Source organism: Pseudomonas sp. 10S4 (assembly GCF_034344865.1).
Classification (GTDB): Bacteria; Pseudomonadota; Gammaproteobacteria; order Pseudomonadales; family Pseudomonadaceae; genus Aquipseudomonas.
In genome coordinates this window covers 1,465,850-1,486,104 of sequence record NZ_CP133774.1, presented here as the reverse complement: position 1 = coordinate 1,486,104, position 20,255 = coordinate 1,465,850, and the positions used below count along the sequence as shown (strand labels likewise).

The window sequence follows — 20,255 nt, the reverse complement described above, 5'->3', positions numbered from 1 at the left end:
CGATGGTGCTTCAAACATGGCTGGCGTTTTTTGCTGCCTGCTGGGTGATCAGTCTGTCTCCTGGTGCCGGCGCGATTGCGTCGATGTCCAGCGGCCTGCGCTACGGTTTCTGGCGCGGCTACTGGAACGCCCTGGGCCTGCAACTGGGCCTGGCATTGCAAATTGCGATTGTGGCGGCTGGTGTCGGTGCGATCCTCGCGGCTTCGGCCACGGCTTTCTATGCGATCAAATGGTTTGGCGTGGCCTATCTGGTCTACCTCGCGGTCAAGCAATGGCGTGCGTTGCCCAGCGACATGAGCGATGACGCGTCTGTACGGCAGATCGGCAAACCGCTGGCGCTGGTGTTCCGTGGTTTCCTGGTGAACATCAGCAACCCCAAGGCGTTGGTGTTCATGCTGGCGGTGCTGCCGCAATTCATCGACCCGCATGCACCGTTGGTGGCTCAGTACCTGATCCTTGGTGCGACGATGATCTGTGTCGACCTGATCGTCATGGCCGGCTACACCGGGCTGGCGTCCAAAGTGCTGCGACTGTTGCGCACGCCCAAACAGCAGAAACGCATGAACCGCACGTTTGCCGGGCTGTTCATCGGTGCGGCGGCGTTTATGGCAACCCTGCGCAAAGCGGTGATGTAAAACCCTGGATACAAGAGCGACCTCTTGTGGCGAGCGAGCTTGCTCGCGCTGGGCTGCGAAGCGGCCCCGGATTTTGCGAGCGCTGCGCACTCGGGCGGGAGCAAGCTCCCTCGCCACATTAGGTTTCAGTACGGCAATATTGCGTTGATGGGCTTAAGAACAAGCATAAAAAAGGCGACCCTTCAGGTCGCCTTTTTCGTTCCAGAGATCAGCGCAAAATCACCGGCGCCGTATCCTGTGGCAGGTTGTTACGCTGCGGGGCTTGTCCCGGCTTCTCGTAACTCCCGCCGCCGAGCTGTTGGCTCAGTTGCCCTGCCACGTCTTCGCCCAATGCCTTGGACACGTCACGCACCACCCGCGGGCGGTTCAGCGAAATCTTGATGTCCCGGCCATTCACCAGTTTGGTGTCCTGGCCTTCGCCCATCGCCGTGAAGGCCGACGTGATTTCGAAAGTCTTGGTGTTGATCAGGCTGAAATCCGCCACCAGGGTCAACGCCAGCACCGCTGAATAGCTGTCGGTGTTCGCCAGCTCGTTCGTGTCTTGGGTGAAGTCGATGTCCGACACCGTGCCGAACAGCACGTAATCCGCGCCCTTGAAGTTACCGGCCTTGATCCGCTTGATCACATCGTAGATGTCACCCTTGGACGAAGCGGTATAAGGCGTGCCCTGAATCAGCTGGAACATGCCGGTGCGCAGGATTTCACCCTTGATGTCGCCAGTGAATTTACGCAGCTCGGTCTGCTCGATGTAGCTGGTCCTGGCCTCGTACTCGTTGTAGCTCGAAGAACCGCTGGCGCTGTAATAACCCTCGCGGTAATTGCTCTGCGCCGAGACGGTGTGGATGTATTGCTCCACACGTTCCTGATACGCCAGATCCGTGACGGCAACTTTCGGGGCCGCTTGTACGCTGAACGCACAAGCCAGGGCCATCATGCCAATCCATGTGCGCATTGATTAACGCTCCGTGGTTTTGCGGATCTCTTTTTCATCCATCCATTCGGCCAGACCGCTTTCAACGTCAATCAATTGCAGGCTGAATTTGTAGAAGACGTCCTTGTAATCGCTGCTGCGCTTGACGATCGAGCTGATCGAACCTTCAAGACGATACTTGGCAGCGATCATGTTGCCGGTCTTGGCCACGGTCGCTTTCTTGTACAGGCCGCTCTGGTTTTGCAGCTTGAGCTGGTCAACCTGGCTCTGCATTGCGGTGTTATCGCTGGCGAAACGTGCCACACCGCTCTTCATCAGTTGAGTCTTGATGCTGGTGGTGATTTCGCGGGTATCAATGTACTCGCTGGTCTTGTTCTTCACGTCGTAGACCTGAACCACCGGGCGACCCTGCATGATGCCGGACTGGGCCAGGGAACGGGTCATGGACTCGGCGATCATCTGCAGGTCGGTGGAACCGAACTCGTTGGTCACGGTTTCCACAGCCTTGGTGTCACCGTAGCTGATGTTCTTGCTACCCAGCGTTGGCGAGGTGTTGGCGCAGCCGCTGGCCAGCAGGGCGAGGACGGCGATGAACGAAAAGCGTGCAAACATGGGAATGCTCTCTAGAACTGAACGAATAGGGTGGGGGGCTTAAGGCGTCTTGATTTCGAGACGGAAATCCACGGCTTTGGCGGTTGGCGCAATGGCCTGAATGAAGCTGGTCTGCGCGCCATACATCGTCATGCTTTTCCAGACGTCTTCGTCGGCAACCGGGAAACCTTCAGGGCCTAGCCAGGCGAAGCGGTAGTAGAACGTCTTGTTGCTGTTGAGGGTGTTGCTCAACTGAACATTGACCGTCATGAAGCCGTTTTCCCGGGCGACGCGCATGGCGCCGACCACGATGTTCTTGAGCGGGCCCATGGCCACGACTTTACTCGCAGCGCTGCCTGGCTCCGGCGGTGGCGGGGTGGCGCAGCCGGCCAGTAAGGCCAGGGCGGCGACAGCGATGATTTTGAAGCGCATGCAAAGACTCCGTTCTTAAGGTTGTTTGAGGCTGGCGACTGCGGTCGGGCTGGCGCTCTGGATCACGTGCGCGGCCAGGCCGCTGGCGAATACGTGGTTACCCACGGCGCGCAAGCTGATGACCTGATAGCGCTGATCGACAGTCACCTTGACCACCGAACCGCCCACGGCGCTCGGCAGAGTGACTTGGTGCTCGCCTTTCTTTAAGCGCAGACGGACCACTTGGGTGTAGTCCGGCAAGGTACGCCACGTACGGGTATCGGCACCTTCAAGCACCGCTGAAGAAATACCGACTGCCAGACCCGCCAGCGGGTTGGTTTCGTTGATCTTCTTCTGTGCCACGCCTTTGGTCACGGCACGTACGGTGGTGCGCAGGATGATGCCTGGCATGTCGTCACGCAGGGCACGGCGGGACATGGCGGTAGTGCTGTTGAGTTGAGTCAGGTTCAACTGCTGACCGTCCACGCCGATCTGGGTGAGGATGGCAGTCGAAGTGTCCGGCTTGATAACAGGGAACGACAGCGGGGTGATTACCAACTGGTTGCTGATCGGCAATGGCAGCGGAATGCGGATCGAATCCCGGGACGGCGCCAGACCGCTTTGCACCACGATGAGCAATATCGCTGTCGTCATCCTTTGCAGGCTTGTCAAGGTTGACCAGCGCCTGCTCCAGCAAAGGCGTGTTCGGGCGCAGTTCGGCAGCCTTGCGATAACCCGGTGCAGCGAGGTCTTTTTCACCCAATGCTTCGTAGACGAAACCGGCCAGGTAATGGCTGAACGCACTCTGATAACTGTTTTTCAGGCTGACCACGTCCGGCGCGTCAAGGCTGGCGACCGGATAACCCTGCAAGTCTTTGTATTGGGTCTTGATGCCTTGTTTCTCGGCTTCGTCTTCGCTCTTGAGGTATTCCTTGTCCCGCAGATCGGCGATCACCGCTTCGCGTTCGTGGGTCTTCTTGATCGACATGCGCGCGCCGTCAAAGTCGTTCACCGCCAGCAAATTGAGCGCCATCTGAGTGGTCAGCATGACTTTTTCGTAGTCGTAGCCTTCGTAGCGACGGACTTTATCGTTGACCAGGAAGCTGCCGAACTGTGCCAGGTACTTGTCGGTATCGAACTTGACCGAGTCTTCCCACTTGCCCACCACCTGATCGGCGCTGGTCCAGGCATTCTGGCTGCCGGACAAGTCGCCCTTGGCGCGCAGCAGTTCACCCTTCTCGAAGTAATAAAGCAGGTCTTTGTCCGGGCCGGTGTTGTTCTTTTCCAGCAGGGTCAGCGCGGCATCGACGTTGCCGGCGGCCAGTTGCTGATTGGTTTGCGCGAGTTCGGAGTCGTAGTTGCGAAATGCCGTACAGCCGGAGAGCAAGGTGACCGCGCTGAGTGCGATCGAGGTAAGGGCGCGAGAGGCCATAGGGGTACTTCTTCCCTGAGTATATGCAGCCGCGCATGCTGGTCGGGCTGTTGGGACCTATCGGCAGGGAGACTGGCGTCCTGCCAATTCCTCATAACAAGAGGAGCTTATATGCCGCATCGCAATAGCGAGGGCGCGGCATTATAAGCGTGGATGCTGGCTATGTAATGGCTTTTTAATTACATATTTTAAAAGTGTGCCATCACTTATTTCTGACCTGTTACCGGCGCTGGTGAGGCCAGCACATAAGTCTTTGCGACGACGAAGGCCACGGTGTTTATTGTGCGCAGGTTGATCACTTCAAAGTCGCGGTCGATGCGCAGGGAGATCGATGCGGTGCCGGGCGCGTTCGGCGCGTTGAGCAAGTGTTCACCTTTTTTCAGCCGCAGACGTGCGACCAGGGTTTTGTCCGGCAGGGTGCGCCAGGTGCGGGTGTCGGCCTCCTCGAACGGGTCTTCGCGGGTGACCACCAGCGATGCCTTGGCCGGGTAGCGCTCGTTCTCCTGGGCCTGGCCGATAGCCGCCATGTTGGCGCGGAACATGGCCCGCGAAATGATCGCGGGCATATCATCACGTAAAGTGCGCAAGGCCATGTCGGTGACGCTGTTGAGCGCGGTCAGCGGCCGTTTGCGACCATCGACGACGATGTGGTCGAACGCTGGCGTGATGGAGTCCGGGATCATCACCGGGAAAGAAATCGGCGCAACGATCACCAGGTTTTCGTTTAGACGTACCGGGATCGGCACGCGCACCGAGCTGCGTGCTGGCGCCAGGCCGCTTTGGATGACGATCAGTACGTCACTTTCATCGGCTTTTGCCGGCGGCTGGTCGAGATTGCGCAACGCTTGCTCGAGAAATGGCAGGTTCGGGCGCAATTCAATGGCCTGGCGATAACCCGGCGCGGCGAGATCGCGTTCGCCGAGGGCTTCGTAGGTGAAGCCTGCCAGGTAATGGCTGAAGGCGCTCTGGTAGCCGTTTTTCAGTTCGATCACGGCTGGCGCATCGAGGGTGGTTACCGGGTAGCCCTGCAGGTCCTTGTAGTGCACCGAAATGCCCTGGGCCTTGGCCTGCTCCTCGACCTCTTCGTACTGCCGCTCGCGCTGACGGGCAATCAGCGCTTCGCGTTCGTGGGTTTTCTTGATGTCGGTGCGGGCACCGTCGAAGTCATTCACGACCAATTGGTTGAGGGCCATTTGCGTGGTCAACATGACTTTTTCGTAGTCGTAGCCTTCGTAGCGCTGAAGCTTGTCATTGACCAGCATGGTGCCCATTTCGTTGCCGAAGCGGGTGAGCAGTTTCATTGCGCCTGAGGGCACGGCATCTTCGCGCTGGAACACCATCTGGTCGGCGCTGCGCCAAGCCTTCAGGCCTCGTTGCGGCTCACTGGAAAGACTCAGGATGGCGCCTTTCTCCAGGTAATAAAGCAAATCCTTGTCTTCCCAGGGATTGTGCAATTCCACCAGGTCCAGTGCGCCTTGGAGGTTGCCTACCAACAATTGGTCGTTGGTCTGTTGCATCTCCTGATCGTAATTGCGGTACGCGGCGCATCCACTCAGTAAGACGGTGAGGCTCAGCAGTAGCGAGAAAAAGAGGCGCAAACGCATGGACAATGATTCTTCCCTGAACGGATACCGCGAAGAGGTGGTGATTCGCCGCGGAATGTATACGCAGCTGTACAGGAAATACCAACAAAGCTTGAGTGAAAGTCATTGGAAGTGAACAATGTATTACTTCGTATTTCCCCTTGAGATTCATTCATGACTGCCTCCTCCCGTTTTCTGGCGTGGCTAGTGCTGCCGGTTATTGCGTTTTGCAGCCTCAATGCGCAGGCCGAAACTGCCGAAGGCGCGCCAAAGGCCCTGCATTTGCTCGATTACATTGGCGCTGACTACCCGATGGCGGTCGAAGCGGGCAAGGTTATCGATGAGTCTGAATACCTCGAGCAGCAGGAATTTCTGGGTGTGCTGCAAGGTTTGATCTCCGAGTTACCGGCCAAGCCCGAGCGCGCTGAATTGGAGCAAGGCGTCAACAACCTGCGCACCGCGATCGCTGCACGCATGGACGGCACCGACGTTGCACGTCAGGCTCGCCAACTCGGCGCGAAACTGGCGGTGGCGTATCAGGTCAGCCAGGCCCCGGTGATTACTCCGGACCCGACTCGCGGCGCGCCGCTATATGCGCAGCAATGCTCGGTGTGCCACGGCGACACGGTGTCGGTGACGGCCCGGCAGGCGTTGGCATGACGCCGCCACCGGCCAATCTGCGCGATGCGGCGCGACTCGATCGCCTCAGCCTCTACGCGATATACAGCACCCTGGGTCAGGGCGTCGAAGGCACCGACATGCCGTCGTTCGCCGATCAACTGGACGACCGTCAGCGCTGGGACCTGGCAACCTACATCGCCGGCTTCAGTGCCGACCCGACCGCAGCCAAATCCGAAAAGACCTACAACATCGCCGACCTGGCCCGCCAGACACCGGCCGAAGTGCTGGCCGCCGAAGACCCGCAAGCCTTGGCAACCTTCCGCGCACAACGGGCGCAACCGCCGCAGGTCAAGCGTGGCCCGGCACAGTTGCTCGACTACACCGCGGCAACTCTGGACAAGAGCATCGCCGCTTACCGTGCCGGCGAACACGATCAGGCCTACGACCTGTCGGTGGCGGCGTACCTGGAAGGCTTCGAACTGGTCGAAAGCTCTCTCGATAACGTCGACGCCAACGTGCGTAAAGACACTGAAAAATCGCTGATGGCTTACCGTCAGTCGTTGCAGGACGGCTTGCCGGTGGCTCAGGTCGAACAGCGTCTGGATGCGGCCAAGGCCAAGTTAAAGGAATCGGCCGGCCTGCTCGGCAGCGATGGCTTGAGCTGGTCGCTGAGCTACATCTCTGGCCTGTTGATTTTGCTGCGCGAAGGCCTGGAAGCGATTCTGGTGCTCGCGGCGATCCTCGCGTTCCTGCGCAACACCGGCCAGCAATCGGCGGTGCGTAGCGTCAACGTCGGTTGGGGGCTGGCGCTGTTGGCGGGCCTGGGGACCTGGGCGCTGGCGGCGTACGTGATTGATGTCAGCGGCGCCCAGCGTGAGCTGCTGGAAGGCTGCACGGCGCTGTTCGCCAGCGTCATGGTGTTGTGGCTCGGCGTGTGGATGCACGACCGTCGCCACGCGGCAGCCTGGCAGGATTACATCAAGAGCAGCCTGGTGGGCGGCGGCGGACGTTTCGGTTTTGCGATCCTGGCGTTCTTCTCGGTGTATCGCGAACTGTTTGAAGTGATCCTGTTCTACGAAACCCTGTGGTTGCAGGCCGGCCCTGCCGGGCATAACGCGGTGCTCGCGGGCGGCGCGACGGCGTTGGTGCTGTTGGTCGGTCTGGCTTGGGTGATCCTGCGCGGCTCGGCAAAACTGCCACTGGCGCTATTCTTCGGCATCAACGCCGGGTTGTTATGCGCGTTGTCGGTGGTGTTTGCCGGCCATGGTGTGAAGGCGTTGCAGGAAGCCGGGATCTTCGGCACCCGGCCGGTGCCGTTCTTTGACTTCGACTGGCTGGGCATCCACGCTGATGCGTATTCGCTGAGTGCGCAGGCGGTGGCGATCATTGCGATCATCGTGCTGTATAGCCGCAGTCGCATGGCAGAGAAGCGGCGGGTGCCGGTTTCTTAACAGCATTCGCTGCGCTCACATTCGCGGGCAAGCCTCGCTCCTACGGGTTTACATTAACCTTGTAGGAGCGAGGCTTGCCCGCGAAGCTTTCTAAGAGGAAAAACACAATGCGTGTCTGGATCGATGCCGACGCCTGCCCACGGGCAGCCAAGGATCTGGTGGTGAAGTTCGCCCTCAAGCGCCAGTTCGAAGTGGTGATGGTGGCCGGTCAGCCGCAGATCAAACCGGGTCTGGCCCTGGTGAAGCTGATCGTGGTGCCCAGCGGCCCGGACGCGGCCGACGATTACCTGGTGGAACACGCAGTGCCCGGCGAGCTGGTGATTTGCAGCGATGTGCCGCTGGCTGACCGCTTGGTGAAGAAGGGCGTTTCAGCGCTGGACCCGCGCGGCAAAGAGTTCGATGCGCAGAATATGGGGGACAGGCTGGCGGTGCGTAACCTGTTCACCGACCTGCGTGAACAGGGCCAGATGAGCGGCGGGCCAGCGCCGTTTGGCGAACGGGAGAAACAGGCGTTTGCCAATGCGCTGGACCGGATTCTCACTCGGCTAACTCGCAAGCCTTAAGCCAGACCGAGAACCCTGTGGGAGCGGGCTTGCTCGCGAAAGCGGTGTATCAGCCGACATCAATGTTGAAATGTTAGTCAGCCTTCGCGAGCAAGCCCGCTCCCACATTTGTCCGCGTTACACATCATTTTCGTGGGTGAGTTCTAGAACCCGGTCGACCAACTTGTTAATCCCCGAAGCCGCTTCACTGATCGACTGCGCCAGCATATACGCCGGGGTACTCACCAACTTGCGCGCCTTGTCCTCAACAATGTCTCCGACCGCACAGTCCGCATGAGTGGCGCCCATCTTGTTCATCGCCGCTGCCGTTTCGGCATTGTTGCCGATGGTGCAGGTTACGCCCGGGCCATAGATCTTCGCCGCCAGCGCTGGCGAGATGCAGATCAACCCCACCGGTTTACTTGCTTCGGCAAAAGCTTCGGCCAATGCCAGGACTTCTGGCTGAACCGTGCATCCGGCGCCTTCGACCGCGAAGTTGGAGAGGTTCTTCGCCGCCCCGAAGCCGCCCGGCACGATTAGCGCATCGAAGTCTTCGACGCTGGCCTCGCGGATGTCCTTGATGTTGCCCCGGGCAATGCGCGCCGATTCCACCAGCACATTGCGCGACTCGGGCATTTCTTCGCCGGTCAGGTGGTTGATCACATGCAACTGGGCGATGTTCGGTGCAAAACACTGCACCTGGGCACCGCGCTGGTCCAGGCGCAGCAAGGTAATCACGCTTTCTTGGATCTCGGCGCCGTCGTACACGCCACAGCCGGAAAGGATCACTGCAATTTTTTTGCTCATGGGCTTTTCTCCAGATTCATGGCGTTAAATGTCCACTAATTTGTCGCTCGTTGCCATAGGGTTAAATCGCGGCGAGGCCTAGGATCAGTCATCACCATTGCGATCAGGTCGCGTCATGAATTTCATTCTGTATGCGGTGCCGTTTTTCTTTGTGCTGATAGCCATCGAACTGCTGGCCGACCGTTGGCGCGGCGTTCGCAATTACCGCGTGGCTGACGCGATCAACAGCATGAGCACTGGCGTGTTGTCGACCACCACCGGCCTGCTGACCAAGGGGATGGGGCTGCTGACGTATGCATTTGCGCTCGAGCATCTGGCACTGTTCAGACTCTCGGGCGACAGTGCCTGGGTCTGGGTGTTTGCCTTCGTCCTCTACGACTTCTGCTATTACTGGCTGCACCGCATGGGCCACGAGCGGAACATCCTCTGGGCGGCGCATTCGGTGCATCACCAGAGCGAGGACTACAACCTCTCCACGGCCCTGCGCCAGACCAGTACCGGTTTTCTGCTGGGCTGGATCTTCTATCTGCCCATGGCCGTGTTCGGCGTGCCGTTGCTGGTGTTCGTCAGCGTCGCGGCGCTGAACCTGCTGTATCAATTCTGGGTTCACACCAAGCACATTCCCAAGCTCGGCTGGTTCGAGTGGTTCTTCGTCACGCCGTCCAATCATCGGGCCCACCATGCACAGAACGCTCTCTACATGGATCGCAACTACGGCGGGGTGTTCATTATTTGGGACCGTCTGTTCGGCTCGTTTCAGGAAGAAGACGACAACGAGCCGGTGATTTTCGGCGTGACCACACCACTGGCGAGCTGGAATCCGCTGTGGGCCAACCTGCAGTTCTATGCGCAATTGTGGGATGACGCCCGGCGGGCGCAGAGCAAGTGGGACAAGTTGCGAATCTGGTTTATGCGCACCGGTTGGCGGCCGGCGGACGTAGCGGCCAAGTACCCGATGAACAAACCCGACCTGAGCCAGTTCCGCAAATTCGACGTGCCGCTGGACGGCCGGCAGCAGCTGTATGTGGCGTTGCAGTTCTGCGTCTACATCGCCTTGGGCAGCTATTTGATGAAACTGGAGCAGAGTCTGCCGACCGCAGCCATGGTGCTCGGCTGGAGTGCGGTGGTGCTGGGTTTGTTTACGTTGGGCGTGGCCCTGGAGAATCGCCCGTGGGCGTGGAAGTTGGAGCTGCTGCGGCTGGCGTCGAACGTGCCGCTGGTGTGGCTGGCGCCGCTGGTCGGGCTGTGGCCGGCCAGCGCGCAAGGCTGGGTCGGCCTGATCAGTTACAGCCTGCTCAGTGGAATCGGTCTCTACTGCTGTAGAAACCGTTTCACTCGACTGGCGTCTTAGCCTCGGCGGTCTTGGCCAGTTCAGCCTGCTCGTCGGCGTAGATCTTCTTCGCCAGGCGAGCATTTTTGAACCGCCGGCGTAGCCACAGGGCCAGGCCCAACACCAGCAGCGCGCCGAGTACCCACAGCTCGTACTTCTTGACGCTGCCGAGCATGCTTTCGAGCACCGCACCGAAATGGTAGGCCGCCGCCGCCAGGGCGCTGGCCCAGATCGCGGCGCCAATCCCGTTGAGCAGCAGATAACGTCCCGGCGGATAGCCCGAGAGGCCGATCGCCACCGGCATCACCGTGCGCAAACCATAGACAAAGCGGAAGCTCAGGACCCAGATGTCCGGGTGCTTGCGGATATGTTCCAGCGCCCGGTCACCCATCATTTGCCAGCGCGGTTTGCGCGCCAGTAATTTGCGGCCGTGCTTGCGCCCCAGGAAGTACCACAGCTGATCACCGGCATAACTGCCGAAGAACGCCACGACGACAACCAGATTGATGTCCATGTATCCGCGAAACGCGAGGAAGCCCGCGAGCACCAGGATGGTTTCGCCTTCGAAGAACGTGCCGAGAAAAAGGGCAAAGTAGCCGAAGTCATGCAGAAATTGTTGGAGCATTGTCTGGGTGCTAGCGAAATGAACGCGCAGCCTAACCCTTCAGACACATTCAGGAAAGTGTCCAAATGTGTCTCGACGTGAACAATTCCTACACGGACAATGGAATACAGCTACGTGACGCAGGGCTAAGCACAACTGTCATGTGTCCGTCATAATGGCAGCTTATAACTGTCACGCTCGCCCGCCAGCGCGGGCTCAGGAGTCTGCCGTGAGCTTTACCCCCGCCAACCGATTGTTTCCTGCAACCCGCCTGCGTCGTAACCGTCGTGATGATTTCTCGCGTCGATTGGTCCGTGAAAACGTTTTGACCGTCGATGACCTGATTCTGCCGGTGTTCGTGCTGGACGGTGAAAACCGTCGCGAAGCGGTGGCGTCGATGCCGGGCGTTGAACGCCTGACCATCGATCTGTTGCTGATCGAGGCGGCCAAGTGGGTCGAACTGGGGATTCCGGCAGTGGCGCTGTTCCCGGTCACGCCGCCAGAGCTCAAGTCGCTGGATGCGGCCGAAGCCTGGAACCCGGAAGGCATCGCCCAACGCGCCACCCGTGCGCTGCGCGATCGCTTCCCGGAGCTGGGCGTTATCACTGACGTCGCCCTGGACCCGTTCACTACTCACGGTCAGGACGGCATCCTCGACGAAGAAGGCTACGTGCAGAACGACATCACCGTCGACGCACTGGTCAAGCAGGCCCTGTCCCACGCCGCAGCCGGCGCTCAGGTGGTGGCCCCTTCGGACATGATGGACGGTCGCATCCAGGCGATCCGCGAAGCCCTTGAACTGGCCGATCACGTGAATGTGCGGATCATGGCTTACTCGGCCAAGTACGCCAGCGCCTATTACGGTCCGTTCCGCGATGCGGTCGGTTCGGCGCTGAACCTGGGCAAGGCGAACAAGGCCTCCTATCAGATGGACCCGGCCAACAGCAACGAAGCCCTGCACGAAGTGGCGGCGGACTTGTCAGAAGGCGCGGATATGGTCATGGTCAAGCCTGGCATGCCGTATCTGGACATCCTTTATCGGGTCAAAGAAGAATTCAAAGTGCCGACGTTTGTGTACCAAGTCAGCGGCGAATACGCCATGCACATGGCGGCGATCCAGAATGGCTGGTTGAGCGAAGGGGTTATTCTCGAATCCCTGACCGCTTTTAAACGTGCAGGCGCAGATGGCATCCTGACTTACTTTGCCGTGCGCGCCGCCCAATTGTTACGAGAGCAAAAATAGCCCTCCCAGGAACATTCGATGAATACCGAAGGACTCTCTGAAGTTGCAGTAAAGGAAGCCCAACCCGTGGTGGAGCAAATCGACGAAACCCCTCCGGATGTGGAGCCAGCTCCCGTCCCGGTGGTGTCCGAGCCCGCGGCTGCGGCGCCGGCGGCGATTGCCATTCCCGGCCTGGATGACAGCAGCCTGTACATCCATCGCGAGCTCTCGCAACTGCAGTTCAACATCCGCGTGCTGGAACAGGCGCTGGATGAGTCCTACCCGTTGCTGGAACGGCTGAAGTTTTTGCTGATCTTCTCCAGCAACCTGGACGAGTTCTTCGAGATTCGCGTGGCTGGCCTGAAGAAGCAGATCACCTTTGCCCGTGAACAGGCGGGCGCCGATGGCCTGCAACCGCACCAGGCCCTGGCCCGGATCAGCGAACTGGTGCATGGTCACGTCGACCGCCAATACGCGATCCTCAACGACATTCTGTTGCCGGAACTGGAGAAACATCAGGTCCGCTTCATCCGTCGCCGTTACTGGACCACCAAGCTCAAGACCTGGGTTCGCCGTTATTTCCGCGACGAGATCGCACCGATCATCACCCCGATCGGCCTCGATCCGACGCACCCGTTCCCGTTGCTGGTGAACAAGAGCCTGAACTTCATCGTCGAGCTCGAAGGTATCGACGCCTTCGGTCGCGATTCCGGCCTGGCGATCATCCCGGCACCGCGTCTGCTGCCTCGTGTGATCAAGGTTCCGGAAGAAGTCGGCGGCGCTGGCGACAACTATGTGTTCCTGTCGTCGATGATCCACGCGCACGCCGATGACCTGTTCCAGGGCATGAAGGTCAAGGGCTGCTACCAGTTCCGTCTGACCCGAAACGCTGACCTGGCAGTCGATACCGAAGATGTAGAGGACCTGGCTCGCGCCCTGCGCGGCGAGTTGTTCTCCCGTCGCTACGGCGATGCGGTGCGTCTGGAAGTCGCCGACACCTGCCCGAAACACCTGTCCGACTACTTGCTCAAGCAGTTCAATCTGCACGAAACCGAGCTGTATCAGGTCAACGGTCCGGTCAACCTGACCCGCCTGTTCAGCATCACCGGCCTGGACAGTCAGCGCGCACTGCAATACCTGCCGTTCACGCCGCAGATTCCGAAACTGCTGCAAAACAGCGAGAACATCTTCAGCGTGATCAGCAAGCAGGACATCCTGTTGCTGCACCCGTTCGAGTCGTTCACCCCGGTGGTCGACCTGCTGCGCCAGGCGGCCAAGGACCCGCATGTATTGGCGGTCCGTCAGACCCTGTACCGCTCCGGTGCCAACTCGGAAATCGTTGATGCCCTGGTCGACGCTGCGCGTAACGGCAAGGAGGTCACCGCGGTGATCGAATTGCGTGCGCGGTTCGACGAAGAGTCCAACCTGCAACTGGCCAGCCGTCTGCAAGCGGCCGGCGCGGTGGTGATTTACGGCGTGGTCGGCTTCAAGACCCACGCCAAGATGATGCTGATCCTGCGTCGCGAGGCTGGCGAGATTGTCCGTTACGCGCACTTGGGCACCGGCAACTACCACGCGGCTAACGCCCGTCTGTACACCGACTACAGCCTGCTGACCTCCGACGACGCTTTGTGCGAAGACGTCGGCAAACTGTTCAGTCAGTTGATCGGCATGGGCAAGACCCTGCGCATGAAGAAGCTGCTGCACGCGCCGTTCACGTTGAAGAAGGGCATGCTCGACATGATTGCCCGGGAAACCCAGTTCGCCCTAGACGGCAAACCGGCGCACATCATTGCCAAGTTCAACTCGCTGACCGATCCGAAGATCATCCGCGCGCTGTACAAGGCCAGCCAGTCCGGTGTGCGCATCGATCTGGTGGTGCGCGGCATGTGCTGCCTGCGCCCTGGCATTCCGGGGTTTCCCACAACATCCACGTGCGCTCGATCATCGGCCGCTTCCTGGAACACACCCGGGTCTTCTACTTCCTCAATGGCGGCGAAGAGCAGATGTTCCTCTCCAGCGCCGACTGGATGGAGCGCAACCTCGACAAACGCGTCGAGACTTGCTTCCCGGTGGAAGGCAAGAAGCTGATCATGCGGGTCAAGAAAGAGCTGGAGCTTTATCTGACCGATAACACCCACAGCTGGAGCCTGCAGTCGGACGGTCGTTACATCCGTAACACACCGACCGGCAACCAGAACCCACGCAGTGCCCAGGCAACGTTGCTGGAGCGATTGGGTAGCCCGATTCTTGCGGTGCGTTAACGCAAACATCGGCTCATAAAAAATGGCGATCCCTGCGGATCGCCATTTTTTTGGTCACATTCCTGTGGCGAGGGAGCTTGCTCCCGCTGGGCTGCGCAGCAGCCCCAAAACCGGTCACCTAATAATTTCTGATAAACCACTAAGGCAGATGGGGGCGCTTCGCACCCCAGCGGGAGCAAGCTCCCTCGCCACAGGAATTGTGTTCGTTAGCGCACGTTCAGCGTGAACCCAACCCGGGTCAGCCATTCCGCTTCCAGCGCGAAATCAGCCTGGGTCAGCTGGTTTTCGTCCAGCCAGTTTTTCGGGAACAGCACATCCAGGCTGTCGCCATTGGCTTTGAGTACGACCTGGGGCATTTCCTGGGTGCCGCGAATGTGGTGGAACAGGATCGCAAAGCGCAGCAGCACGCACAGGCGAATCAGCTTGATGCCGTCATCGCCGAAATCGGCAAACTTGTCCCGGGGAATATTGCGGCGGTGACCGCGCACCAGCAGCGCGAGCATTTGCTGGTCTTCGCGGGAGAAACCCGCCAGGTCCGAGTGCTCGATCAGGTAGGCGCCGTGCTTGTGGTAGTGATAGTGGGCGATGTCCAGGCCGACTTCATGGACCTTGGCGGCCCAGCCCAGCAATTCGCGCCAGACGCCGTCGTCCAGGTCCCAGTCCGCGGCTACTTGGTCGAAAGCATGCAGGGCCTTGCGTTCAACTCGCGCGGCTTGTTCCAGATCAACGTGGTAACGCTCCATCAGCGAGCTGAGGGTGCGCTCGCGGACGTCTTCGTGATGATGACGGCCCAGCAGGTCATAGAGCACGCCTTCACGCAGGGCGCCTTCACAGTGATCCATACGTTGCAGTTCGAGGGCGTCGAAGATGGCTTCGAGAATCGCCAGGCCCGCCGGGAAGATCGCACGGCGGTCGGGCTTGATGCCTTCGAAGTCGATTTTCTCCGCATCACCCAGTTTGATCAGCTTGCGCTTGAGCCAGGCGAGGCCTTCGGCATTCACTTCGCCGGTGCCATGACCGCCAGCCTTCAGTGCCAGGCCGATGGCGCGGATGGTGCCCGAGGAGCCGATGGCTTCATCCCAGGTCAGGCGATGCAGGGCGTGCTCGATGCTCATGATCTCCAGCCGTGCCGCGGTGTACGCCTGGGCGTAACGGGCCGGGGTGACCTTGCCATCCTTGAAATAGCGCTGGGTATAGCTGACGCAGCCCATTTGCAGGCTTTCGCGCAGCAGCGGTTCGAAGCGCTGGCCGATGATGAATTCGGTACTGCCGCCGCCGATGTCGGCCACCAGGCGCTTGCCCGGGGTGTCGGCGAGGGTGTGGGAGACGCCAAGGTAGATCAGGCGCGCTTCTTCACGACCGGAGATGACTTCCACCGGGTGGCCGAGGATTTCTTCGGCGCGGTGGATGAACTCGGCCCGGTTACGGGCTTCACGCAGGGCGTTGGTGCCGACGATCCGCACGGCGCCGGGGGCATACCGTTGATCAGTTGGGCAAAACGCTTCAGGCAATCGAGCCCGCGCTGCATGGATTCTTCGTTGAGCTGGCGCTCGTCGTCGATGCCGGCGGCCAGTTGGACCTTTTCGCCGAGGCGCTCAAGAATACGGATTTCGCCGTTCTGGGCCTTGGCCACGACCATGTGAAAGCTGTTGGAGCCCAGGTCGATTGCGGCGATCAGGGACAGATTCTTGGCTTGGGATTGCGGCATGGTCAGGGGGTCTCGGTCGATAACCTCGACATCGTGCCACGATCAAACGCTGGCGCCAACGCGCAGAACTGAAAGCCTTGATTCAGCACAACTTCTGTGGCGAGGGAGCTTGCTCCCGCTCGGCGGCGCAGCAGTCGTAAAATCTGCCGACCGGAATTTTCCGGTGTTGCGCGGTGTATGGCTTTGGGGCTGCTTCGCAGCCCAGCGGGAGCAAGCTCTCTCGCCATAGGTGATATGCGCGACTTAGCTCGCCGCTTCCACGGTGCCGATGAAATTCGCCAACTCCGCCGTCTGCGGATTCGCGAACAAAATCTTCGGATCCCCAACCTCATGCACCTTGCCCTGATGCATGAACACCAACTTATCCCCAACCTCCCGGGCGAAGCGCATTTCGTGGGTGACCATGATCAGCGTCATGCCTTCTTTGGCCAGTTGCCGGACCACGCTCAGCACTTCATTGACCAACTCCGGGTCCAGCGCCGAGGTGATCTCGTCGCACAGCAACACCTTCGGCGACATCGCCAAGGCCCGGGCAATCGCCACGCGCTGCTGCTGACCGCCGGACAAACGATCGGGGAACGCATCAAACTTCTCCCCCAGCCCGACCCGTTCCAGCATCTCTTTTGCCAGTTCTTTTGCTTTTGCCTTGGGCACCTTTTGCACCACTTGCGGCGCCAGCATCACGTTCTCGCCGAGCACGCTCAGGTGCGGGAAGAGGTTGAACTGCTGGAACACCACGCCGACTTTCTGCCGCAAGCTGCGCAAATCGGCGCGGGCGGCGTCGAGGTATTCACCGTCGACTTCGATCACGCCGTCGTTGATCGACTCCAGGCCATTCAAGGTGCGCAGCAACGTGGATTTGCCCGAGCCGCTGCGGCCGATGATCGCCACCACCTGGCCTTCCTCGACGCTCAGGTCGATGCCTTTGAGCACATGGTGGTCGCCGTAATATTTATGCAGGGCCGAAATTCTAAGCAGAGGCATGCAGTCTCCTTTCCAGATAGCGCGCACTGAGGGACAAGGGGTAGCAGAGCAAGAAGTAACCGAGGGCCACGAGGCCGTAGACCATGAACGGTTCGAAAGTCGCGTTGGCGAGCATGCCGCCGGTCTTGGTCAGTTCGGTGAAACCGATGATCGAGGTGACGGCGGTGCCTTTGACCACTTGCACCGAAAAGCCAACGGTCGGCGCCACGGCGATGCGCAGGGCTTGCGGCAGGATCACGTAGCGCAACTGCTCCAGCGGGTTGAGCGCCAGGCTCGACGAAGCTTCCCATTGACCGTTGGGTATCGAGTCGACGCAACCGCGCCAGATCTCCGCCAGGTAAGCGCTGGTGAACAGCGTCAGCGCCACCGCCGCCGCCATCCACGGGGAAATCTCCACCCCGGCCAACGCCACGCCGAAGAACACCAGAAACAACTGCATCAACAGCGGCGTGCCCTGGAACAGTTCGATGTAGGTGCGGGCGAAGTTGCGCGGCAGGGCTTTTTTCGAAATGCGCATGACCATGATCAACAAGCCGATCAAGCCACCGCCGATAAATGCCACCAGCGACAGTGCCAGCGTCCATTGCAGGCCCGTGAGCAGGTTGCGCACGATCTCCCAGAAGGTGAAATCGCTCATTGGCTGCTCCCCGCGCTGCTTCTGGATATATACCGGCGACCGATCCAGTTCAGCAGTTGGCGGATCAGCAGCGCCATGCACAGGTAGATCAGCGTGGTCAGGGCGTAGGTTTCAAAGGCGCGGAAGTTGCGCGATTGGATGAAGTTGGCGGCGAAGCTCAGTTCTTCGGTGGCGATCTGCGAGCAAACCGCCGACCCGAGCATGACGATGATGATCTGGCTGCTCAGCGCCGGCCAGACCTTGCCCAGTGCCGGCAGCAAGATCACGTGGCGAAAGGCTTCGAAACGGCTCATCGCCAATGCCGCTGCGGCTTCCAGTTGACCCCGTGGGATCGCTTGAATGCCGGCGCGGATGATCTCGGTCGAATAGGCACCGAGGTTGATCACCATCGCCAGTACCGCCGCTTGCCATTCGGAGATCTGCACACCCAGCGATGGCAGACCGAAGAAGATGAAAAACAATTGCACCAGGAACGGCGTGTTGCGGATCAACTCGACGTAAACCCCGAAGATCGCGGAAAACGGACGGATGTTCCATGCCCGCACCAGCGCCCCGACAATGCCCAGACCGACGCCGAACACCGCGCCGATGGCCGTCAGTTCAAGGGTGAACAGCGCACCGCGCAGCAACAGGTCAGTGTTTTGTATCACCGGAATAAAGTCGAACTGATAAGCCATATTGAGTCTCCCGGCTGGCGATCAGAGATCGGCCGGCAGCGGTTCTTTGAGCCAGGTCTGGGAGTTTTTCTCCAGTGAACCGTCGGTTTTGGCCGTGGCGAGGATCTGGTTGACCTTGTCCAGCAGCGCCGGCTCGTTCTTGTTCACGCCGACGTAGACCGGCGAATCCTTGAGTTTCACTTTCAGCGCCGGCACGCGTTTCGGGTTTTTCTCGCTGATCGCCACCATCACCACGTTGCCGCTGGCGATCAGGTCAACCTGGCCGGCGAGGTAGGCGGCGATGGTCGTGTTGTTGTCTTCGAAGCGCTTGATGGTTACGCCTTCCGGGGCGACTTTGGTCAGCTCGATGTCTTCGATGGCGCCACGGGTGACGCTGATGGTTTTGCCCTTGAGGTCGTCCAAAGTCTTGATAGCGGCGTCTGGCGGGCCAAACACGGCGAGGTAGAACGGCGCGTAGGCGCTGGAGAAGTCGATGACTTTCTCGCGCTCGGGGTTTTTGCCGAGGCTGGAAATCACCAGGTCGACTTTGCCGGTGGTCAGGAACGGGATGCGGTTGGTGCTGTTGACCGGGGTCAGTTCGAGTTTGACCTTGAGCTGCTCAGCCAGCAGCTTGGCGGTGTCGATATCCAGACCTCGCGGTTTCATGTCCGGGCCGACCGAGCCGAACGGCGGGAAGTCCTGCGGCACGGCGACTTTGAGGGTGCCGCGCTTGACCACATCCTCCAGACCGTCGGCGTGGGCGGGTGCCTGGCTCAGCATCAGGCTGGCAAACAGGGCAGCGAGGAGGGCGCTGTAACGCTGGGTCATGGCAAATCTCCGAATCGGCGAGAAGTGATTTCTGCGATTCGACAGAGCACGGGCCATGCCAACATTGGGCTTTGCGGGTGGCAGGCCGCGGTTTTACTGGTGTTGTTCGGTCTTACTGGTCTGAACAGTCAGGTCGCGTTTCGCACCTCGATAGCGCATTGCCTTTGATCACCGAACCCCAGTGGGGCACGACTTGCCGGGCGCCGCGAATAGCTTTACAACTAGCCGCTCATTGGCCTGGTTCGTCTGAAAAACCATGAACTCGATCTCTCGCGCCGTACCTGAAGTGGCGCTGCAAGCCATCCGCAAACTGATTACCGAACAGGATTTCGGACCGGGGGATGCGTTGCCCTCGCAACGGGATTTGGCGGTGCAATTGGGGGTTAGCCGGGCGTCGCTTCGCGAGGCGTTGTCGTCCCTGAGTGCGCTGGGCGTGATCAGTATCCAGCCGGGCAAGGGCGTTTTCGTGCAGGCCCCGGTGGATTTGCCCCGCGGCGACGGAGCGCTGAGTTGGCCATTTGCGTCCCAGGCTTCGCCGCTGGATATCTTCCAGTTGCGCTATGCCCTGGAAGGGTTCGCCGCAGGGTTGGCTGCCGTGACCTTAAGCACTGATGAGCTCGATGCACTGGAAGATAACGTCGCCGCCATGCGCAACGAATTAAAGGCCTGCGACTTCGATGCTGCGGCGCGGCTGGACTTCGAATTTCATCGGCGCATCCTGCTGGCCAGCGGCAATCAGGCGATGTTGAGCATCCTGACCGCCAGCGCCGACATCTTTCTGGAGAGTCAGAAGTTACCGTTCATCCGGGCAGAGCGGGCCATGGAAACCTGGCAGGAACACCGCAAAATCCTCCGCGCACTGGCGCGCCGGGCGTCCGGTGCGGCACAGAAGGCAATGCAGGAACATGTGCGCAATGCCGCGCTGCGCACCGGAATCGCTTTCATCGCCCCCGCCACCTCATGACTTGAGCTATACCCAAACTCATGCGCCACCATAGCGAGACTCAATCATCTGCAC

15 protein-coding genes and 4 pseudogenes are annotated in these 20,255 nt (G+C 60.0%); 7 read left to right on the top strand and 12 right to left on the bottom strand.

Annotation, left to right across the window (positions count from 1 at the left end):
- The first annotated feature begins 2 nt into the window (after positions 1-2).
- Positions 3-635: a LysE family transporter gene (locus tag RHM58_RS06995; protein WP_201198802.1), complete on the top strand. Its 633-nt coding sequence runs from the start codon at positions 3-5 to the stop codon at positions 633-635.
- A gap of 208 nt (positions 636-843) precedes the next feature.
- Here the strand turns inward: RHM58_RS06995 and RHM58_RS06990 are convergent, their stop codons facing one another.
- From RHM58_RS06990 to RHM58_RS06970, 5 genes and pseudogenes are all read right to left on the bottom strand, one after another.
- The gene (locus RHM58_RS06990) at positions 844-1,587 is read right to left on the bottom strand and encodes a penicillin-binding protein activator LpoB (RefSeq protein ID WP_322269937.1); all 744 of its coding nucleotides are present in this window, start codon (positions 1,585-1,587) and stop codon (positions 844-846) included.
- Between the two features lie 3 nt (positions 1,588-1,590).
- Positions 1,591-2,178: a penicillin-binding protein activator LpoB gene (lpoB, locus tag RHM58_RS06985; RefSeq protein WP_322269936.1), complete on the bottom strand. Its 588-nt coding sequence runs from the start codon at positions 2,176-2,178 to the stop codon at positions 1,591-1,593.
- Positions 2,179-2,217: 39 nt separating this feature from the next.
- Positions 2,218-2,589 carry a YcfL family protein gene (locus RHM58_RS06980; RefSeq protein WP_322269935.1) on the bottom strand — a complete coding sequence of 124 codons (372 nt, stop codon included), beginning with the start codon at positions 2,587-2,589 and terminating at the stop codon, positions 2,218-2,220.
- A 15-nt stretch (positions 2,590-2,604) separates the two neighbouring features.
- Positions 2,605-4,000: pseudogene (locus RHM58_RS06975) on the bottom strand (COG3014 family protein).
- Between the two features lie 206 nt (positions 4,001-4,206).
- Entirely contained in the window at positions 4,207-5,604 is a 1,398-nt protein-coding gene (locus tag RHM58_RS06970) for a COG3014 family protein (RefSeq protein WP_322269933.1), read from the bottom strand.
- A 153-nt stretch (positions 5,605-5,757) separates the two neighbouring features.
- Here RHM58_RS06970 and RHM58_RS06965 point away from each other — a divergent pair.
- A pseudogene (locus RHM58_RS06965) lies at positions 5,758-7,655 on the top strand (FTR1 family protein).
- A gap of 107 nt (positions 7,656-7,762) precedes the next feature.
- Positions 7,763-8,218 (top strand): YaiI/YqxD family protein, encoded by a 456-nt coding sequence (locus RHM58_RS06960; RefSeq protein ID WP_123403905.1) that lies wholly within the window; start codon positions 7,763-7,765, stop codon positions 8,216-8,218.
- Between the two features lie 117 nt (positions 8,219-8,335).
- Here the strand turns inward: RHM58_RS06960 and elbB are convergent, their stop codons facing one another.
- A complete protein-coding gene (gene elbB / locus RHM58_RS06955) occupies positions 8,336-9,004 on the bottom strand; it encodes an isoprenoid biosynthesis glyoxalase ElbB (protein WP_201198794.1) in 669 nt (222 codons plus the stop codon).
- 115 nt (positions 9,005-9,119) lie between these two features.
- Between elbB and RHM58_RS06950 the strand changes: the two genes are divergently transcribed.
- Positions 9,120-10,355 (top strand): sterol desaturase family protein, encoded by a 1,236-nt coding sequence (locus tag RHM58_RS06950; RefSeq protein WP_322269932.1) that lies wholly within the window; start codon positions 9,120-9,122, stop codon positions 10,353-10,355.
- Here RHM58_RS06950 and RHM58_RS06945 read toward each other — a convergent pair.
- Entirely contained in the window at positions 10,336-10,959 is a 624-nt protein-coding gene (locus RHM58_RS06945; protein ID WP_201198792.1) for a DedA family protein, read from the bottom strand. The two genes, RHM58_RS06950 and RHM58_RS06945, sit on opposite strands and share 20 nt — an antisense overlap.
- A gap of 208 nt (positions 10,960-11,167) precedes the next feature.
- On the opposite strand from RHM58_RS06945, the gene hemB reads away from it, so the two are divergent.
- Positions 11,168-12,181: a porphobilinogen synthase gene (gene hemB, locus RHM58_RS06940; protein ID WP_201198791.1), complete on the top strand. Its 1,014-nt coding sequence runs from the start codon at positions 11,168-11,170 to the stop codon at positions 12,179-12,181.
- 18 nt (positions 12,182-12,199) lie between these two features.
- Positions 12,200-14,424: pseudogene (ppk1, locus tag RHM58_RS06935) on the top strand (polyphosphate kinase 1).
- Between the two features lie 206 nt (positions 14,425-14,630).
- On the opposite strand, the pseudogene ppx reads toward ppk1, so the two are convergent.
- The 5 genes and pseudogenes from ppx to RHM58_RS06910 form a co-directional block, all read right to left on the bottom strand.
- Positions 14,631-16,132 (bottom strand): annotated as a pseudogene (ppx, locus tag RHM58_RS06930) (exopolyphosphatase).
- A 243-nt stretch (positions 16,133-16,375) separates the two neighbouring features.
- A complete protein-coding gene (locus RHM58_RS06925) occupies positions 16,376-17,116 on the bottom strand; it encodes an amino acid ABC transporter ATP-binding protein (RefSeq protein WP_322269931.1) in 741 nt (246 codons plus the stop codon).
- Positions 17,103-17,753, bottom strand: coding sequence for an amino acid ABC transporter permease (locus RHM58_RS06920; RefSeq protein ID WP_322269930.1), 651 nt, complete (start codon positions 17,751-17,753; stop codon positions 17,103-17,105). The genes RHM58_RS06925 and RHM58_RS06920 overlap by 14 nt, the downstream gene beginning before the upstream one ends.
- Positions 17,750-18,430 (bottom strand): amino acid ABC transporter permease, encoded by a 681-nt coding sequence (locus RHM58_RS06915; RefSeq protein WP_201198783.1) that lies wholly within the window; start codon positions 18,428-18,430, stop codon positions 17,750-17,752. The genes RHM58_RS06920 and RHM58_RS06915 overlap by 4 nt, the downstream gene beginning before the upstream one ends.
- A gap of 21 nt (positions 18,431-18,451) precedes the next feature.
- Complete coding sequence (locus RHM58_RS06910; RefSeq protein WP_201198781.1) at positions 18,452-19,237, bottom strand: transporter substrate-binding domain-containing protein; 786 nt, start codon at positions 19,235-19,237, stop codon at positions 18,452-18,454.
- A gap of 256 nt (positions 19,238-19,493) precedes the next feature.
- On the opposite strand from RHM58_RS06910, the gene RHM58_RS06905 reads away from it, so the two are divergent.
- On the top strand, positions 19,494-20,201 hold the full coding sequence (locus RHM58_RS06905) for a FadR/GntR family transcriptional regulator (RefSeq protein ID WP_322269928.1): 708 nt from the start codon (positions 19,494-19,496) through the stop codon (positions 20,199-20,201).
- Positions 20,202-20,255: the final 54 nt, after the last annotated feature.

Bases quoted from the DNA above. Each gene is read 5' to 3' on its own strand.
- RHM58_RS06995 (WP_201198802.1), top strand. From the start codon at position 3: ATGGTGCTTCAAACATGGCTGGCGTTTTTTGCTGCCTGCTGGGTGATC.
- RHM58_RS06990 (WP_322269937.1), bottom strand. From the start codon at position 1,587: ATGCGCACATGGATTGGCATGATGGCCCTGGCTTGTGCGTTCAGCGTA.
- lpoB (WP_322269936.1), bottom strand. From the start codon at position 2,178: ATGTTTGCACGCTTTTCGTTCATCGCCGTCCTCGCCCTGCTGGCCAGC.
- RHM58_RS06980 (WP_322269935.1), bottom strand. From the start codon at position 2,589: ATGCGCTTCAAAATCATCGCTGTCGCCGCCCTGGCCTTACTGGCCGGC.
- RHM58_RS06970 (WP_322269933.1), bottom strand. From the start codon at position 5,604: ATGCGTTTGCGCCTCTTTTTCTCGCTACTGCTGAGCCTCACCGTCTTA.
- RHM58_RS06960 (WP_123403905.1), top strand. From the start codon at position 7,763: ATGCGTGTCTGGATCGATGCCGACGCCTGCCCACGGGCAGCCAAGGAT.
- elbB (WP_201198794.1), bottom strand. From the start codon at position 9,004: ATGAGCAAAAAAATTGCAGTGATCCTTTCCGGCTGTGGCGTGTACGAC.
- RHM58_RS06950 (WP_322269932.1), top strand. From the start codon at position 9,120: ATGAATTTCATTCTGTATGCGGTGCCGTTTTTCTTTGTGCTGATAGCC.
- RHM58_RS06945 (WP_201198792.1), bottom strand. From the start codon at position 10,959: ATGCTCCAACAATTTCTGCATGACTTCGGCTACTTTGCCCTTTTTCTC.
- RHM58_RS06925 (WP_322269931.1), bottom strand. From the start codon at position 17,116: ATGCCTCTGCTTAGAATTTCGGCCCTGCATAAATATTACGGCGACCAC.
- RHM58_RS06920 (WP_322269930.1), bottom strand. From the start codon at position 17,753: ATGAGCGATTTCACCTTCTGGGAGATCGTGCGCAACCTGCTCACGGGC.
- RHM58_RS06915 (WP_201198783.1), bottom strand. From the start codon at position 18,430: ATGGCTTATCAGTTCGACTTTATTCCGGTGATACAAAACACTGACCTG.
- RHM58_RS06910 (WP_201198781.1), bottom strand. From the start codon at position 19,237: ATGACCCAGCGTTACAGCGCCCTCCTCGCTGCCCTGTTTGCCAGCCTG.
- RHM58_RS06905 (WP_322269928.1), top strand. From the start codon at position 19,494: ATGAACTCGATCTCTCGCGCCGTACCTGAAGTGGCGCTGCAAGCCATC.